This window comes from Sphingobacterium sp. BIGb0116, from assembly GCF_024808035.1.
GTDB lineage: Bacteria > Bacteroidota > Bacteroidia > Sphingobacteriales > Sphingobacteriaceae > Sphingobacterium > Sphingobacterium paramultivorum.
The window spans coordinates 101,131-119,254 of the sequence record NZ_JANUDT010000005.1; the positions used below are offsets into that span (position 1 = coordinate 101,131).

The window sequence follows — 18,124 nt, forward strand, 5'->3', positions numbered from 1 at the left end:
CTTATAAAAATGATTTCTGAAAAGATTAACGAAATACTTGTTGATGAGTTTGAAGTGGATGTTGATTTAATCCAACCGAATCTAAATTTAAAAGATACATTAAATTTAGACAGTTTGGATTATGTCGATCTTGTCGTTATCATTGAGTCCAATTTTGGTGTCAAATTGGTTGAAGCCGATTTCACAAATATCCAAACCTTCCAAGATTTTTATGACCTCATCAAACGTAAGACAGCTCATAACTAAGTCAATGTTTACCAATGAGTCAGTGGAAAGGACAATCGAAGGGTAGTGTCTTAGGATATCGAATTTTTGTATTCTGTATTCAAAAGCTAGGAATCCGTACAGCTTATCTGCTGCTGGTATTTGTAGCTTTTTATTATTTCCTGACTTCTTGGAGTAGCAACCGGTCTATCTATTTTTACCTAAGATATCGACTAAAATATTCACTTTCTTCAACGCTCATTGGACTTTACCGGAGTTACTTTACTTTCGGTCAAATCCTGATCGATAAAACAGCAATAGCTGCGGGGATGCGCAACAGATTCAGCTATGAATTTGACGGTATTGCGATTTTAAAATCCGCCTTGGAGAAAAAAAATGGTGGTATCCTGTTATCAGCACATATCGGTAACTTTGAAATCGCCTCTTATTTCCTGGAGGACATCAATATCGAGAATCAGATTAATCTGGTTATTTCGGACCGCGAACATCAAGCCATCAAATCATACTTGGCAAAAGTATCGCGTAAATCGACCGTAAAATTCATCGTTATCCAAGAAGACCTCTCCCACGTATTTGCCATCAATGAAGCACTTACAAACAATGAACTAATTGTCTTTACAGGTGATCGTTATCTAGAAGGCACAAAAACTCTTTCGGCAGATTTACTGGGCAAAAACACACAATTTCCAGCTGGCCCATTTTTAATCGCTTCCAGGCTCAGGGTTCCTGTTATTTTTGTCTATGTTATGAAAGAACCTAAGCTCCACTATCATCTCTATGCACGTGAAGTGGAAGTGAAACACCGTGACGCTCAGGGTTTGCTACAAACCTATTGTCAGTCGCTAACCTATATGATCAAAAAATATCCAATGCAGTGGTTTAACTTCTACGATTTCTGGAAGGACTATTCCCAATAAACATCCACAGTTCTGTTTATATTATTTATCCGAAGGAACAAAAAAAAATACAGCAGAGGCGCTGTACTAAAACCGATCAAAAGCAATTTTGCGCCACTTGAAACCTATGATTTTATCTTTTAATTAGTACCTTTGGGTGAACTTTTTTAGACAAATGACAGCTGCCCCATTTCCAATAGTCGATAACATATTTTTACAGGAATTATTACCTCATCGTGCTCCGATGGTTATGATTGACTGCCTGTACGATTTCACCGAAAAGACAGTGGCAGCAGGTTTAACTGTTCAAGAAGATAATATTTTTGTGGAAGATGGTGTATTATTGGAAGCGGGTATTATTGAACACATGGCGCAATCCATTGCTTTACATACTGGCTATAGCTTTTATATCAAACAACAAACTGCACCTATAGGTTATCTCGGTACAATAAAAAGTATTTCAATAGATTCCTTCCCTCAGGTTGGAGACAAATTGCTGACCAAAGCAACGATTCTACAAGAGTTTATGGGGGTTACGCTCGTTTCCGTAGAAAGCTTTGTAGGAGATCGACAGATCGCTCAAGCTGAAATAAAAAGTGTAATAGCTTCTTCATGATTATGGCAAAAAATAAACGAACTGAACAAGTCAATCAAATTACTTGGACAAGCCCCTTACGTATACGTTTCAATGAAGTCGATTCGTTGGGGATAGTTTGGCATGGCCATTACATCAGTTATTTTGAAGATGGCCGAGAATCTTTCGGCATGGAACACAGAATGACCTATCTAGATATTCATGGCCATGGCTATACAACACCGATCGTGAAGAGTACCTGCGAACATAAACTCCCATTAAAATATGGTGACAATGCGCGTATTGAAACATCCCTATTGGATACCAAAGCAGCAAAGATTATTTATCGTTACCGCATCCTAAATGACAACAATCAGGTTGTCTGCCTAGGTGAAACGATCCAGGTATTTTTAGATTCTTCAGGAAACTTACAGTTGTATACGCCGGACTTTTTTCAGCAATGGAAAAATCGGCTTGATTTTGTCAGCAAATGAAAAAGGTGTATTTAGGCCCATACAACTGTGTATCCCCCATAGGTAATAATCTGAAAGACACCTGGAATGCCCTTATTCGCGGCAAATCAGGAATCAAGTTGACCGACTTCGCTGAATTGCATAGAGAGGTTTACGCCGCTATTGTTGAAGAAGAACAATTGGATCAGCATTTAAACAAGTTGCTGCAGGACACACAGCTCCCCTTCGATGCGGCATTCTCAAAACTAGAAAAGCTCATGATAGCCGCATTAGTACCTCTTGTCAAAGCAGTTGTTATTACACAAGAGACTGAATTAATCGTCTCAACAACCAAGGGCAATATCGCGCAATGCGCAGGCGGAGCAAACGATATTGTTGCAGCAAGCCTACCGGTACTCGCTCAAAAAATAGCCGATTTTTTTGATTTTAAACGGCCTCCGATAATCATTAGCAATGCCTGTGTATCGGGTATACAGGCCATCTCGACCGCTAAACGACTTATACAGATGGATTATTGTAAAGATGCCATTATCGTTGCTGGAGACCTGGTCAGTGAATTTGTCGTTTCAGGATTTAAGTCTTTTCAGGCCTTAAGTAACACAGTATGTAAACCCTATGACGAATTTAGACAGGGCCTAAATCTCGGCGAAGCAGCGGCAGCAATTCATGTCACGGGCCAACAATTAACAGATCAAGAATTCTTTATCGCCGGCGAGGCCTCAATCAACGACGCAAATCACATTTCAGGACCATCGCGTACAGGCGAAGGACTGAGGCTTAGCATCGCATCTGCATTGGCAGAAGCCAAATTAGAACCAAAATCTGTTGATTTTATTTGTGCACATGGAACAGCCACAATTTACAACGATGAAATGGAAGCTATGGCCATACATCATTCCGGATTAGCCACTAAACCGATCAATAGCTTAAAAGGGTACTTCGGTCATACCTTGGGAACCGCTGGGCTCATCGAGAGTATTATTTCCTTGGAATGCTTACGAAATAATGTACTACTCCCCAGTTTAGGCTATCAAAAACAAGGCACTTCATTACCTCTAGCGGTTGTCACTGAACTATTGGAACAACCCCAACCTCTTATTCGCTGCTTAAAAACAGCATCGGGATTTGCTGGTACAAATACAGCCATATTATTTGAAAGGGAGTTACGATAAGCATGGAACAACACTATCAAATCAGCAGGCATTGCCGCATCGATACACAAGGCGTATATGTTAATGGTGAACAGATTTCAGCAGCAATATCCTCAGATTTTGCTACTTTTTCAAAAGCATTTTACTATTCACTAGAAACGACTTACCCGAAGTTTTTCAAGATGGATAACCTCAGCAAATTAGCTTGGCTAGGGGCTGAATTACTATTGAAAGAGGAAAAAACAAAGAATATCGGTATTGTCTTGTCGAATAGGCACAGTAGCCTTGATACCGACTTAAAGCACCTCAATACCATCGCAGACAAGGAGCAGTACTATCCCAGTCCTGCTATATTTGTATATACTCTTCCCAATGTCTGTATGGGTGAAATTGCGATTAGGCATAACCTGCAAACGGAAAATATCTTTTTTGTTTCAGCGCAATTCGACAGTCAACTTGCAGTAAATTACTGCAATTACCTCTTAAATTCCAGCAGAGTGGAAAAGGTACTATGCGGTTGGGTCGATTATATGGAAGGAAACTATAAATTGGTTTTGTATCTTGTGGAAAAAACAGGCATTGTAGCACATAATTTAAATGTCGTAAGACAACTAACACAATAAAGAATGGAAGAGTTGAAATCGGAATTAAAAACGAAAATCATTGAAGCCTTAAACTTAGAAGAAGTCACTGTAGATGAAATTGAAGATCAGGCGCCATTATTTGGAGATGGCCTAGGACTAGACTCTATTGATGCATTGGAGCTGACTGTTTTATTGGATAAGGATTATGGTATTAAAGTCACTGATCCAAAAATCGGAAAGACTATTTTTCAATCCATTGAAACATTGGCAACCTATATTTCAGAAAATAGAACGAAATAAAACATGAAAAATGCTATTGCTGTTACTGGAATGGGCATGATTACCGCCATTGGAAATAATGTCGCGCAAAACTATCATTCTTTGCTCCAGAAACAGCATGGTATCAAACCGCTTCAACATATCTCGGGAAAACATCAACATCACACGCTTGTTGGTGAAGTGTCGTTAACGAACGAAGCATTAATTGAAAAATTAGGTACTGAAGTACCCCACTATTGTTCCCGAACCAGCCTACTTGCCGCAATTGCTGCAAAAGAAGCCATGTCTCAGGCTGGTATTACAGCAGCAGCTGATATGCCAATTGTTCTGGGGACTTCCGTTGCAGGAATGGATATTTTTGAACAGCATTTCCCGCATTTACAACAGACCGGCACACTCATACAACGCCGGGATGTTGGGGATTCAAGTGCCATATTGGCCAAAATATTGGGCAGAAATGGTTATGTGACGGCTATTAGTACAGCATGTTCCTCGGCAGCTAATGCCATAGGCTTTGGGGCTCGACTTTTGCGCTCGGGACGTGCAGATCGGGTTTTAGTAGGCGGATCGGATGCGCTATCAAAATTTACAATCAATGGATTTGACAGCTTAATGCTCCTGTCCGACCAACTTAATCGCCCCTTTGACAGCAATAGAAAGGGGTTAAACTTGGGTGAAGGTGCAGGTTTTTTAGTACTTGAATCTACAAGATCCTTAAAAAACACAAAGAAGCCCATATTAGGTTACCTGAACGCTTTCAGCAACGCCAATGATGCCTTTCATCAAACCTCAACTTCAGATAACGGTGAAGGTGCTTATCTCGCTATGCAAGAGGCTCTAAAAATGGCAGAGTTGATACCTAGCGAAATTGATTACATCAATGCGCACGGAACGGCGACCGAAAATAATGATCGAACAGAAGCAACAGCGATACAGCGATTATTTAACGATACGATACCACCCTTTAGTTCAACCAAATCATATACTGGACACACATTGGGAGCTTCAGCTGGTATTGAGGCAATATATGCACTACTCGCCATTCAGCATCAACTGGCCTTTGCTAATTTAAGATTTGAAAATATCATGGAACAGCCTGCGTTGCCGCCGCTCGCTGAACACCAGCGTATGTATATCCGGCATGTACTCAGCAATTCCTTTGGATTTGGTGGCAATTGTTCAAGCTTAATTTTTTCGCATGCATAAAGTATATATTAATGCCGCAAGCATATGCGTTAACAACCTTAGCCTACCAAATAGTCCAGAAAATTGGATCAAGGTTGATCTACCTAAAATAGACAGTAAGATCCTATCGCCCAACAGTGCAAGGCGAATGTCCAAAGCTGTAAAAATGGGAATTATATGTGCTATGGAAGCACTGCAACAGATTGATCACAGTGAGCTGGACGGTATCCTCGTTGGAAGTGGAAAAGGCTGTCTAATAGACTCCGATAAATTCTTACAGTCCATTGTTGTTCAACAAGAAGAGTTTTTATCACCGACTGCATTTATCCAGTCGACGCACAATACCGTTGCCGGTCAAATTGCCCTTTTGATCAAAAATACAGGTTATAATATGACCTATTCACAGGGCCGTGTATCATTTGAATCGACTGTATTTGATGCCTACCTACAACTTGTGCTGAACGAACGGAAAACTTTATTGGTCGGTGCCGTTGACGAACTTTCAGACATCAGTATCGACATCAGCGAGACCATAGCCAATACAACAGATCAACCGACAACAACAGGAATCCCGCAGACGGAAGGTGCCGGTTTCTTTATTTTCTCCAATCAAAAGAATCAACATACCCTTGGCGAATTGGTTGACATGGTAATTTATCATCCAACAGAAGAGCTACGGCCAGAAACTCAACTAGCTACATTTCTAAAAAAAAACAAGCTATCTCCCGAGCAGCTTGACTTGGTCATTTATGGTTCGGCAAAGCCGGAAACCCCATCGGAAATGGAGGCTGAGGCCTTCGACGAGTTAGCTAAAATAAATTATCAATCGCAGGTAGGATACTTTGACACAGATATTGTATTTGCATTCGATTTGGCTTTAAAGCAATTGGATAATCAAACCTTTCGATCGATGGAGAGTCCAACTGAAAATAAGACTGGTGTTTTTCAACATGTACTGATTTGTAATTTTGGAGACCAAAACAGTCTAATGCTGTTATCGAGATGCTAAATTTTAAAAACACAACATACGTGAGTCTTGCCCTTTTTCTGATGACGGTATTCATCTGGAAAAACGATCAACTGTATTCTCCTTTGATTATTGTGCTGATTCTGTATGTTGGAATAGTTTCCTGGGGAGCATTTGATCTCCGCCTAAATTTCTTTATGCAATCGACAACAAGCGTAAGAAAAAATGTGCGGCAAGTTGCGATCACTTTTGATGACGGTCCTACGCCTTTTACCTTGGAAATATTAGACTTACTGGATCAATATCAAGCAAAAGCCAGCTTTTTTTGTATTGGCACACAGGTAGTCAAGTATCCCATGATAGCGAAGCAAATTATTGAAAGGGGCCATGTCATTGCCAATCATAGCATGAATCATCCCAATAAGATGGGGTTTCTGCCAAGCGGACAAGTTGTTGCAGAGATAAATGAAGCTAATCATGCCATTGAAACAGCAACAGGAAAAAAAGTATTGCTTTACAGGCCTCCATTTGGTGTCAGCAATCCACATATTGCAAAAGCATTGCACGATTGCAAGTTGAAATCCATTGGTTGGAACATCCGCTCCTTGGATACTTTAAGTCTAACTGAAGATCAGATTTTTGCACGCATTGCAAAAAAACTAAGTCCCGGCAGTATCATTCTCTTACATGATACATCGGAGAAAACAGTACATATCGTTAAAAGTTTATTAATAGCATTAAAGGTTAACAAATTAGAAGCCGTAAATTTAGAAGATTTCTTAAATCAAAAAGTATATGAAAACTAAGCTCATTCTACTCCTTGTTTCTGTATTTCACATTGCGCTGACCAAAGCACAAGAAACAGCTATGTCAAGCGCTGAAATAATTAGTTTTAAACAAACCGTCGTAGCGGAAGCACAAAAAATAAAAACCTTAAAAACAGATTTTGTCCAATATAAGCACTTGGATTTTCTTTCTAAAGAGATTACCTCCAGTGGATCCATGTTATTGAAAAATCCAAACAAGCTGCTTTGGAAATACAATACACCGATCCAATATGCTATTCTTTTTAAAGACAATAAAGTATTGGTAAATGATCAAGGTAAAAAAAATAAGGTCGACCTTGGCAACAATAAAAAGTTCGAGAAAATCAATAAAATGATTATTGGCAGCATTAGTGGAGATCTTTTTGCTGCCGACGACTTTACGATCACCTTTCACAAAAATCGAAATCAACGCATAGCGAAGCTTTCACCTAAAACAAAAGAGCTATCGGCTTATATTCAAACGATCGTATTGTATTTTAATGATCAACAATCTACAGTTTCGGAAGTCCAGTTGATAGAACCGTCTAAAGATTATACAAAAATAGTTTTCAAAAACAAGCAGATCAACCAACCAATCAGCGATGCGTTATTCAGTTTTTAGTCTGTTACTTTTAGTTCTTCTGACAGGATGTAAGGTTTACTACCCAAATGGTAAACAAAACTATGGTGCAATCGACACTCTTGTTCAAAACCCCTATTTTGCCAGGTTAAATGAAGAGCGCTTATATCGGGCTACAATTCGCTTTTATGGAAAAGAGATGACAGGAATGTTTGTTGCCAAAAGAATCAGTCAGGACGATCATCGTATTGTACTTACCTCTGATCTGGGGAATACCTTATTTGATATAACGATTTCCAAAGACCAACATTTGGTCAATTATGTCATGCAAGATCTCGACAGAAAGATAATCCTTCACACCTTAGTGAGGGATTTCAGAGCTTTAACACAAACAACTTATAGAGCTGATTATCAAAACTCAATAGCCAATCAATTTTTAAGTATCTATAACGGCAAACGATATTTTCTTAAGATAGATGACCAAGGCACCTTAACCAAAATCGAAATGGCATCCAAGTACAAAACAGCTTTTGAAATTCAATTCAAACCAGATTCTCTGGGGAAACTTGACAGCTTTAATATAAAACATCATGGTATCAAGCTAAAAATGGATTTTGTAAATATTCCATTTTAAGCGACATGATACATAAGACTATATATAAAAAATAAACAAAGCCGTATTTCCGCTATATTAAGTTCTTCAATTACTTTTATTATGCTATGCTATTATATTGCATATAAAAGGTAATTTATCTAAGTTTGAAACATGGTTTTAACAGACTTTTATACGATACACAATAGTCAGGTACGTGAAGATGGGAAATATTTAACTGAGATAGGTATTCATCCCGATCATCCGATTTTTAACGGGCATTTTCCGGGGCGACCAGTAACACCAGGTGTATGTATGTTACAGATCATAAAAAATATAACCGAAGATTTACTGCAGGCAAAACTCCGAATGCGGTCTGCCAAAAACATTCGTTTTTATGCCATTATAGATCCTTCCGTTCATCCCATCCTGACATTGGAATTGGCGGTTCAAGAAACCGAAACCATACAGATCAAGGCCAATTGTTCTTTCGATGATACCCTTGCACTTAAAATGGAACTCAATTTTTGCCGCACTTATCCTGTTGTATAACCATGATCAATTCGCCAAGCTTCAGCCAATCTGTTATTCCTACAGCTGTATGTGTACTCATACCCACCTACAACAATGCTAAAACGCTAAAAAGAGTGTTAGATGGGGTTTTGGCCAATACCACACAGGTTATTGTAGTCAATGATGGTTCGACGGATGCAACAGCAGAGATTTTAGCAAATTACCCTTCCATTACAGTGCTGCACCTGGAAAAGAATTCAGGTAAGGGCAAAGCTTTACGAATAGGGTTTGATACGGCAAGAAAACAGGGATTTCAGTATGCAATCACCATCGATTCGGATGGGCAACATTTTCCCGATGACATTCCAACTTTTATAGACGCACTCAACCAAAGTGACGGAAATATTTTATTGATTGGTGAGCGCCAAATGGATCAAGCCGGCATACCCAAAAAAAGCAGTTTCGGTAATAAGTTTTCCAATTTTTGGTTTTGGTTTGAAACAGGGATAAAACTTGCTGACACGCAATCAGGATACAGACTTTACCCTCTTGACCGCATACCTAAAAAACTATATACCAACAAATTCGAGCTAGAAATTGAAGTAATTGTACGCTCAGCATGGAAAGACATTGCCGTGAAGAATGTACCGATCAAGATACTTTACGATCCGATAGAGCGAGTTTCGCATTTTAGACCATTTAAGGACTTCACACGAATTAGCATCCTTAACACCTTCTTAGTTTTGATTAGTCTACTCTATATATTTCCAAGAGACGCTTTTCGAAGTTTCAAAAAAAAAAGCTTTAAGGATTTTCTAAAAGAAGATATTCTAGGAACACACGATTCGGATTTTATTAAATCCATTTCGATTGCATTGGGTGTGTTTATTGGGATTGCCCCCTTGTGGGGATTTCAGTCTTTTTTATCAATTTTTCTCGCCTCTGTCTTTAGGCTTAATAAAGGTCTTTGTTTTGCCTTTTCAAATGTCAGTATCCCCCCTATGATCCCATTGATTATTTGGGGATCGATACAAACAGGAAAGTTATTTATATCCAGTGCTAAACCTTTGTTGGATTATAGCCACATCGATTTTCAAGCTATATCCGAACATTTTTTACAATATGTACTGGGTAGTCTCGCTTTGGCTTTAGTGGCTGCAGTCCTGTTTGGACTTTCCTCTTTTACACTATTGCGGTTTAATCAACGACGTTAATATGCAGCATTATTTTTATCAGCTTTATCTATTTTTCAAGAAGAAACCTTATATCGCCTGGTTAGTTGCCCTGCTCTTTTTGGTCGCAACAGGATATTTCGCGCTAAAACTAAAATTTGAAGAAGATATTACACGGATTATACCTCAAAATGAACGGACAAATGAGGTTGCCAAAATATTGACCCAACTTAAATTTTCGGATAAAATAAGTGTCATTATTGAACGGGAAAAAGATGCTTCAATTGACGATATGGTTGAAATGGCTAATTCCTTTTCCGATAGCATCGTATCGCTTGCCCCCTACTATCATAGCATACAAGGGCAAATTAGTGATGCGGAAATGGAAAGTACCATGCTGTTTGTTTACCAGTATTTGCCGACATTATTGGACGAGAACGATTACAAAACCATAGCAAGCCACCTGCCAAGTGATAGCATAGCACAAGTAGTTGAAGCCAATTATGCTGCATTAATTTCGCCTACGAGTATCGTTGCAAAATCTTTTATACAACGAGATCCCCTAGGGATTGGCTTTATGGCGCTTAAAAAATTCCAAAAGCTCAGTATTGCCGGCGATTTTCAACTTTACAATGGCTACATTATTACAAAAGATTCAAGCAAGCTGTTATTGTTTATTAATCCCAAATATTCAGGCTCGGAAACAGCGCATAATGTGATTTTCGTCGACAGGCTTGACAAAATGAAAAGTGAGTTAAACGAGGTCTACTTAAAAAAAACAAAACTTAGCTACTTCGGATCATCTTTGGTTGCTGTCGCCAATGCAAAGCAAATCAAAACAGATATCCAAACGACCATCCTTATCTCGATGAGTTTATTGATGCTTATTTTGATTCTCTTTTACAAGAAAGTGCAAATTCCGGTCATCATCTTTATTCCCTCGCTTTTTGGGGCTTTACTAGCACTCGCATTTCTTTACTTTCTGCGGGGCACAATATCTGCTATTTCAATCTCCATTGCTGCAGTATTAATTGGCATTACCATTGACTATGCACTGCATATCATGACGCATTTCAAGCAAACTCAGGATATCAAACACCTCTATAAAGAAATCACTAAGCCAATCTTGATGAGTGCGGGCACTACAGCCGTTTCTTTTCTTTGCCTACTCTTTGTCAATTCGGAGGCCTTAAAAGATTTGGGAATATTTGCGTTCATTGCCATCCTATTCTCGGGAATATTCTCTTTGATTCTTATCCCTCATATCTATAAACCGAATATAAAAACCTCGGATGATAAAAACCATCTCATCGATCGGATTTCCGCATTTAGTTTTGAACGGAATAAACCCTTACAAATATTCAGCTACCTATTGTTAATAGTGAGCTTGTTTACCTTTTGGAAAGTCGGATTCAACAAAGATTTATCTGCACTAAATTTCTTCCCAAAAGAACTGCAAGAAGCCGAATACAAACTTGAAAATTCAGCACAACAGCAAAACAAGTCGCTATTTCTGATAAACTATGGTAACAATATCGACAAGGTTCTTTCAGCTAATTCTGTATTGTATAACAGATTACAACAAGATACAGGTATGATCGCTATCAATTCCATTGGTGAAATTGTCCTATCGAAAAAAGATCAGGAGGCGAAAATTGCCCAGTGGAATTCCTTTTGGACAGATGTCCGTAAAACGGAAATCCGGGAGAATCTTATCCGTTCGAGCGCTGCTTTTGGTTTCAAACCAACTGCTTATCAAGCTTTCTTCTCTCTTTTGGATCAAAAATTTTCGACAGTCACATGGGATGATTATCAGAAACTCAACAATGGAATATTAAGCGAGTATATCAGTTCCAAAGATGGCTTTTTCACCGCAAATACCATTGTAAAAACGGCAGAAGGAAACCGGGAAAAATTGATTAAGCAGTTCAATAATGGCAGCACCGTTGTCATTGATCGCAAAGAAATGAATGAAACCTTTTTGGGACAGCTGGTCAATGACTTCAACACCTTGGTCAATTATAGCTTTGTAGCCATATTTGTTATTCTTTGGTTGTCATTTCGCCGCATCGAGCTGACATTGATAAGCATGGTACCTATTGTGTTAACAGGCTTGGTTACGGGGGGCCTCATGGGCCTGTTTCACCTCGAATTTAATATTTTCAGTACCATTGTCTGCACACTGGTATTCAGTCACGGTGTAGACTTTGCCATATTTATGACCGCAGCCCTACAAAAAGAATACAGTACCGGCAAAGATGAAATGCCTACGTACCGCACGTCTATTCTGCTTGCCGTATTAACGACAATTTTAGCCATCGGTGCCTTAATTTTCGCTAAACACCCGGCATTAAGGTCCATTTCAGCAGTTTCCCTACTCGGTGTTACAGCAGCGGTTTTAAACACTTTTGTTCTTTACCCGCTCGTTTTTAGGTTTGTATTTCGCCGCAGGCCTTCCCAAGGCTTATCTCCGCTTAGTTTGCGTCTGCGCTTGATTTCAGCGTTTTCGTTCAGCTACTATATCATCGGAAGTATGCTTTCAGGCCTTCTCTTTAGTTTGATCTCTAATAGAGCTTGGATGACACGCGTAATGTCTCGTTTTGGAGACTCTGTATTGAAGTCCAACCCTTTTGTCAAGAAACAGCAATTCAACGCGCACGACGAAGACTTCAAAAAACCCGCGATTATTATAGCCAATCACAATTCGCTATTAGATACACTTCTTATTGGGCGTTTATTGCCAAAGTGCGTATTTGTTACGAACGAATGGGTCTACAAATCACCGGTCTTTGGTCGTGTGGTTAGGCGTGCAGGCTTTTTAATGCTCGACGACGATTTAGAAAAATCGAAAAACATCTTAAAGCAACGTATCGATGCAGGGTATTCGATTGCGATTTTTCCAGAAGGAACGCGATCGGCAACAAATGATGTACAACGATTTCACAAAGGCGCATTCTATATTGCCGAACAGCTGCAGTTGGATATACTCCCTATTTATATACACGGTGCTGCCAATGTTTGTCCAAAAGGAGATTTTGTTATTTATGATGGAACACTCAGTACGGTCATAGGCGAAAGAATTCGACCTACCGACCAACAGTTTGGGGACAATTATTCTGCACGCTGTAAAACGATCAGTCGCTTATTCAAACAACAGTTCGCTGATATCAGAAAGCAATTTGAGGGTCCGACTTACTTTAGAGAAAAAATAAGCTTAAACTATCGGTATAAAGAAACGGAAATCGAAAAATTAAGCCTAAATGATTTTGACCTTCATCAAGAGTCTTATACAACCTGGAATAATTTCATTGCAGCAAATGCAAAAATTTTGCATATTGGAAACGATTTTGGTCATATTGATTTTTTGTTGACCATGCAACAGGCGCAGCGACAGGTAGAGACTTATATCCGTGATCCCGAAAAACGTGCTATTGCGGCCAATACGTATCTAAAGCATAAACGTAAATTGACTTATCTAAATCAGCCGACCGAAACCACATTGCGTTTCGATGTACTGATCTGGGGCAGTAACGATGAAAAGGTTGAAATCAGCGATTCGATACATACTATTGTATGTTATGATTTCCTAGAAAAGCCGCATTACATTGGTTTTGAAGAAGTATTTAAAGATCAATACAGTTGCGTATTAAAAAGAAGAACGAATGGATAAAGTCTACGATAGCGTCATCATTGGTTCAGGGCTAGGAGGCCTTGTTACCGCAGTTCTCCTTGCTAAATTTGGACGCAAAGTATGTGTCATTGAAAAAAACAATCAATATGGTGGCAATCTGCAGACTTTTGTGCGAGACAAAGAAATCTTAGACACAGGGGTACATTACATTGGTGGTTTGGGTGAAGGTGAAAATCTGTATAAATATTTTGAGTATTTGGGGATTATGAAGGATCTATCGATCCAACGCATGGGAATCGATGAATATGATCGAATTTCATTTGATGGAAATCCGATCAATTATCCACATGCACAAGGATATGAAAATTTTGTGCAGCAATTGCTGCATTACTTTCCTGAAGAAAAGCAGGCCTTAACCGTATATTGTGAGAAGATACAGGACATCTGTAATTCATTTCCCATGTATAATCTCCGCAAAAGTTTTGGATTCAATGAGGCTGTACTCGGTATTTCATTGAAGTCTTTTTTAGACGATTTGACCGATAACGAACTCCTTAAGGCTGTACTCGTCGGTTCGAACTTCCTTTATGTTGCCAAAGCAGAAAGTACACCACTCTATGTACATGCGCTTACCATAAACTCCTATATTCAGTCCGCTTGGCGTTGTGTAAACGGCGGTAGCCAAATTGCCAAGTTATTGATCCGCCAATTGCGCAAATATGGTGGTGACATCATCAAAAATAAAGAAGTCATTGCTGTAGAAATGGACGATCAGCTGATCAAAGCAGTACGCACCGATGACCAGGAGCTGATTTATGCAAAGGAATTTGTTTCGAATATCAATCTCCGGCATACCTTTGCCATGCTGCCTGAAAGATTTCAAAAGCAAGCTTATGTCAAGCGTATACAAGGCTTACCGTTGAGCCCTTCGGTTTTTTCCGTTTACATTGTTTGTAAAGAAGGTTATATCCCCTATCAAAATTATAATATTTACCATTATAAAAACATCGCTTCCGTTTGGTATAATCAGGAGCAATCTCCCTTAGTCGTTTCCATGAGCTGTAACAGCGAAAATCAACGCTATTGTAGCACGATGACCGTGATGTGTTATATGACTGCGGACGAAGTGCAACAGTGGAATGAGACTTTCAATCGGTCCATTATCCAGCAGTTAAGTAGCCGTGGTGAAGAGTATGAAGCCTTTAAAGCTGCGAAGGCTGCAGAAATTATCGAAGAACTCCAACAATTGTTTCCGAATATTAAAGCTGCCGCTCGATCTGTTCACACGTCCAGTCCATTAAGCTACCGTGATTTTATCGGGGCCGAGGAAGGTAATATGTATGGCTATTTGAAAGAATACAAGCATCCGTTGAATAGCTTAATTTCCACGAAGACAAAAGTTAAGAACTTGTTTCTGACAGGCCAAAATGTCAAGATGCACGGTGTATTGGGGGTTACAATTACAGCCTTCTCCTGTTGCTTAATGATGCTTGGAAAAGAATTTGAAGATGATCTATTTAAAGAGAATGATGAAAAAGTATTGGTTGGCGATTTGGATAGCATCACTATTTAGCTCTTGTGCGCTAAATGGCGCCCTGAAAGAAAAAGCTAAATTCGAACAGCAGACGATTCCGACATTAAGGTTGACCGACTCTACGGACAATTATCTCAGCATAGGCAGTAACTTCCTATTTCATAACGCACAAGGTTTATGGGAACTCTACGTCAGCGGTAACCCGATGGAACTCGGATTAAAAACGGGTATACTGACACAATCGCTTTATGCCTATCAAGAGAAGGCTTTCTTTTCTAAAATTCAAGAGTTTATCCCTTCTCAGCGCAAGCAGAAATGGATGATGAAATTGACTAAAGTCTATAATCGAAACATCCATAAATATATCCCGATAGCGTATAGAAAAGAGATTTTTGGATTATCACGGTATGCTTCTCCCCGCTACGACTCCCTTATGGATCCCTATCAGCGAAATCTTTTTCTTCATGGGGCCCATGACTTGGGTCATGCTTTCCAGGACCTCGCTTTGGTTGGCTGTTCTTCCTTAGCGGCATGGGGACCAAAATCTGCGGATGGCGAACTTATTATCGGGCGAAATTTTGACTTTTATGCGGGCGACGATTTTAGTCAGAACAAATTAATCACTATTGTGAAACCCGATTCGGGTTATTCATTTCTTTCCGTGGGCTGGGCAGGCATGATTGGTGTCGTCTCCGGTATGAACAGTGCTGGCCTGACAGTCACACTCAATGCAGGAAAATCATCTATTCCCTGGGCTGCTAAAACGCCTATATCTATTGTTGCACGAGAAATACTCCAATATGCCCGAAATTTTAAGGAAGCCATCGCCATTGCAAAAAAACATCCTATTTTTATTTCAGAATCACTTATGATCGGTTCTGCAGATGAAGGCCGTGCCATCTTAATTGAGATGTCGCCACATAAATTTGCTGTTTTTGAATCAGACAATGCAAATTACCTGCTATGCACAAATCATTTTCAGAGCAGTACCTATCAATCCGATAAGCGCAATCAAAAACAGATTGAAGAAAGCCACAGTGTTTATCGACACCAACTGCTGACAGAGCAGTTGCAACAGCAGGATAAGCTTACAGCCCCTAAAGTTGCGGCTATACTAAGAGATCGCAATGGACTAAAAAATAAGGAAATAGGCTATGGCAATGAAAAGGCCTTAAATCAGCTCTTGGCTCATCATGGCGTCATTTTCCAACCAAAAAAACGCCTTGTATGGATCTCAGCCAACCCCTATCAGCTTGGGGAATTTGTCTGTTATGATTTAAATAAAATCTTCGACAACAAGGCACATCAACCAGCTTCTACATTGGCCAATACAGCATTGAATATTCCTCAAGATACGTTTTTAAATAGTAAAGCCTACCGCGATTATGAGGAATATCGTAAACGAGATCGAATAATAGACCACAAACTGAAGTCTGACCAAGAAATTACTGAATCGGAATGGCAGGAATATCAAAAGCTCAATCCCCTGTTTTGGGCAGTCTATTACAAGAGAGGAACGTATTATTTTGAGCAAAAGCGCTATGAAGAAGCACTAAAGCAATTGCAACAGGCCGACTCCTGCGAAGTGACCACTTTGGTTGACCGCAAAAACATTGCCTCATATATTCATAAAATTGAGAAGAAAGGAGATAATCGATGATCCCAACGATAGAACAAGCCAGTCTTGAAGAAATAACCCATTATCAAGATGAAAAGCTAAGATATGTGTTAAACTATTTGAATACACATTCAACTTACTACAAAAGTCTTTTTCAACGTGAAGGAGTTGACTTACAACGCATCCGCGGTGTTCAGGATCTCCCCCTTCTGCCGACGACTTCCAAAGAACAGCTGCAGCAGTTTAACTGGGATTTTCTGTGCGTCCCCGAAGAGGAGATTGTCGACTTCTCCACAACTTCCGGTACACTGGGGACACCTGTTGTATTTGGATTAACAGACGCGGATCTGGAGCGTCTCGCTTATAATGAGATGATTTCCTTCCAACGGGTAGGTATTAAAAAAGGCGACCGGGTACAAATTATGACGACCCTGGATCGTCGTTTTATGGCGGGATTAGCTTACTTTCTTGGACTCCGTAAAATTGGAGCCGGAATCCTTCGTATTGGGGCTGGCATACCACAAATGCAATGGGATTCAATCCAGCAGTTTAAACCCAAATTTCTTGTTGTCGTCCCCTCCTTCCTGCTCAAAATGATTGCTTATGCCGAAGAACATAACATAGACTACAACAGCAGCTCTGTAAAGGTCGCCATTTGTATCGGTGAAAATCTCAGAACTGCTGAACTGCAGAACAACCAACTGGCAAAACGAATTCAGGAAAAATGGAATATTGCCCTCTACTCCACTTATGCCTCCACCGAAATGAGCTCAGCATTCACAGAATGTGAAGCTTTTGCCGGTGGTCACCAACATCCAGCATTAATCATTACCGAAATATTGGACGATAATGACCATCCTGTACCCGATGGTCAACTGGGAGAATTAGTTGTCACAACCTTAGGAATAGAGGCTATGCCCCTTTTGCGCTATAAAACTGGCGATATGGTCAGACGACATGCTGACCCTTGTACATGTGGTCGGAACTCCTATAGAATAGGCCCTGTTGAAGGCCGGAAACAGCAGATGATTAAGTATAAGGGGACGACGCTGTTTCCCCCGGCTATGTTTGATGTATTGGCCAGCTACACCGCAATTGAACATTATCAGATCGAGATCTCCAGCACCGCGGTCGGTACAGACGACATTCGGATTTTAATATCCTCCAAACAACAAAACAGCGCATTATTAAAAGAAATTAAAGATAGTTTTCAGGCGAAACTGCGCGTAATTCCCAATGTGGAGTTCGAACGCGAAGAAATTTTGATCAGCCGGATTTATAATCCGCTCAGCAGAAAACCCATTTATCTGGTGGATAAAAGGGAATAGTAAGTAGCCCACAGTA

The 18,124-nt window shown here is 39.8% G+C and carries 18 protein-coding genes; all 18 read left to right on the forward strand.

All coding sequences use genetic code 11. The features are described 5' to 3' along the window. The first annotated feature begins 9 nt into the window (after nt 1-9). Nucleotides 10-246 (forward strand): acyl carrier protein, encoded by a 237-nt coding sequence (locus tag M2419_RS13440; protein WP_075991971.1) that lies wholly within the window; start codon nt 10-12, stop codon nt 244-246. 14 nt (nt 247-260) lie between these two features. Continuing rightward, nucleotides 261-1,142, forward strand: a complete 882-nt coding sequence (locus tag M2419_RS13445) for a lipid A biosynthesis acyltransferase (RefSeq protein ID WP_182984258.1) — start codon at nt 261-263, stop codon at nt 1,140-1,142. A 136-nt stretch (nt 1,143-1,278) separates the two neighbouring features. Next, the gene (locus M2419_RS13450; protein WP_259255245.1) at nt 1,279-1,737 is read left to right on the forward strand and encodes a hypothetical protein; all 459 of its coding nucleotides are present in this window, start codon (nt 1,279-1,281) and stop codon (nt 1,735-1,737) included. Between the two features lie 2 nt (nt 1,738-1,739). Next, nucleotides 1,740-2,189: a thioesterase family protein gene (locus M2419_RS13455; protein WP_200845595.1), complete on the forward strand. Its 450-nt coding sequence runs from the start codon at nt 1,740-1,742 to the stop codon at nt 2,187-2,189. After that, nucleotides 2,186-3,340, forward strand: coding sequence for a beta-ketoacyl synthase N-terminal-like domain-containing protein (locus tag M2419_RS13460; protein ID WP_159728729.1), 1,155 nt, complete (start codon nt 2,186-2,188; stop codon nt 3,338-3,340). The genes M2419_RS13455 and M2419_RS13460 overlap by 4 nt, the downstream gene beginning before the upstream one ends. Nucleotides 3,341-3,342: 2 nt before the next feature. Next, a complete protein-coding gene (locus M2419_RS13465; RefSeq protein ID WP_145328533.1) occupies nt 3,343-3,942 on the forward strand; it encodes a 3-oxoacyl-ACP synthase in 600 nt (199 codons plus the stop codon). Nucleotides 3,943-3,945: 3 nt separating this feature from the next. Further along, a complete protein-coding gene (locus tag M2419_RS13470; RefSeq protein WP_075991965.1) occupies nt 3,946-4,203 on the forward strand; it encodes a phosphopantetheine-binding protein in 258 nt (85 codons plus the stop codon). A 3-nt stretch (nt 4,204-4,206) separates the two neighbouring features. Then, nucleotides 4,207-5,388 (forward strand): beta-ketoacyl-[acyl-carrier-protein] synthase family protein, encoded by a 1,182-nt coding sequence (locus tag M2419_RS13475; protein WP_259255246.1) that lies wholly within the window; start codon nt 4,207-4,209, stop codon nt 5,386-5,388. Further along, nucleotides 5,381-6,376: a beta-ketoacyl synthase chain length factor gene (locus M2419_RS13480; protein ID WP_159728734.1), complete on the forward strand. Its 996-nt coding sequence runs from the start codon at nt 5,381-5,383 to the stop codon at nt 6,374-6,376. Before M2419_RS13475 ends, M2419_RS13480 begins: the two co-directional genes overlap by 8 nt. 20 nt (nt 6,377-6,396) lie before the next feature. Continuing rightward, on the forward strand, nt 6,397-7,140 hold the full coding sequence (locus tag M2419_RS13485; RefSeq protein WP_194932911.1) for a polysaccharide deacetylase family protein: 744 nt from the start codon (nt 6,397-6,399) through the stop codon (nt 7,138-7,140). Further along, nucleotides 7,130-7,762 (forward strand): outer membrane lipoprotein carrier protein LolA, encoded by a 633-nt coding sequence (locus tag M2419_RS13490; RefSeq protein ID WP_153847431.1) that lies wholly within the window; start codon nt 7,130-7,132, stop codon nt 7,760-7,762. The genes M2419_RS13485 and M2419_RS13490 overlap by 11 nt, the downstream gene beginning before the upstream one ends. Further along, nucleotides 7,743-8,354: a hypothetical protein gene (locus tag M2419_RS13495; RefSeq protein WP_153847430.1), complete on the forward strand. Its 612-nt coding sequence runs from the start codon at nt 7,743-7,745 to the stop codon at nt 8,352-8,354. The genes M2419_RS13490 and M2419_RS13495 overlap by 20 nt, the downstream gene beginning before the upstream one ends. Nucleotides 8,355-8,486: 132 nt before the next feature. Then, nucleotides 8,487-8,864 (forward strand): hypothetical protein, encoded by a 378-nt coding sequence (locus tag M2419_RS13500; protein WP_259255247.1) that lies wholly within the window; start codon nt 8,487-8,489, stop codon nt 8,862-8,864. 2 nt (nt 8,865-8,866) lie between these two features. Continuing rightward, entirely contained in the window at nt 8,867-10,039 is a 1,173-nt protein-coding gene (locus M2419_RS13505) for a DUF2062 domain-containing protein (RefSeq protein WP_259255248.1), read from the forward strand. Nucleotide 10,040: 1 nt separating this feature from the next. Next, nucleotides 10,041-13,667: a 1-acyl-sn-glycerol-3-phosphate acyltransferase gene (locus tag M2419_RS13510; RefSeq protein ID WP_259255249.1), complete on the forward strand. Its 3,627-nt coding sequence runs from the start codon at nt 10,041-10,043 to the stop codon at nt 13,665-13,667. Next, nucleotides 13,660-15,201: an NAD(P)/FAD-dependent oxidoreductase gene (locus M2419_RS13515; protein WP_159728744.1), complete on the forward strand. Its 1,542-nt coding sequence runs from the start codon at nt 13,660-13,662 to the stop codon at nt 15,199-15,201. Before M2419_RS13510 ends, M2419_RS13515 begins: the two co-directional genes overlap by 8 nt. Next, the gene (locus M2419_RS13520; RefSeq protein WP_227550285.1) at nt 15,155-16,822 is read left to right on the forward strand and encodes a C45 family autoproteolytic acyltransferase/hydolase; all 1,668 of its coding nucleotides are present in this window, start codon (nt 15,155-15,157) and stop codon (nt 16,820-16,822) included. The genes M2419_RS13515 and M2419_RS13520 overlap by 47 nt, the downstream gene beginning before the upstream one ends. Next, nucleotides 16,819-18,108, forward strand: a complete 1,290-nt coding sequence (locus M2419_RS13525; protein WP_153847424.1) for a phenylacetate--CoA ligase family protein — start codon at nt 16,819-16,821, stop codon at nt 18,106-18,108. Before M2419_RS13520 ends, M2419_RS13525 begins: the two co-directional genes overlap by 4 nt. The last annotated feature ends 16 nt before the right edge of the window (nt 18,109-18,124 follow it).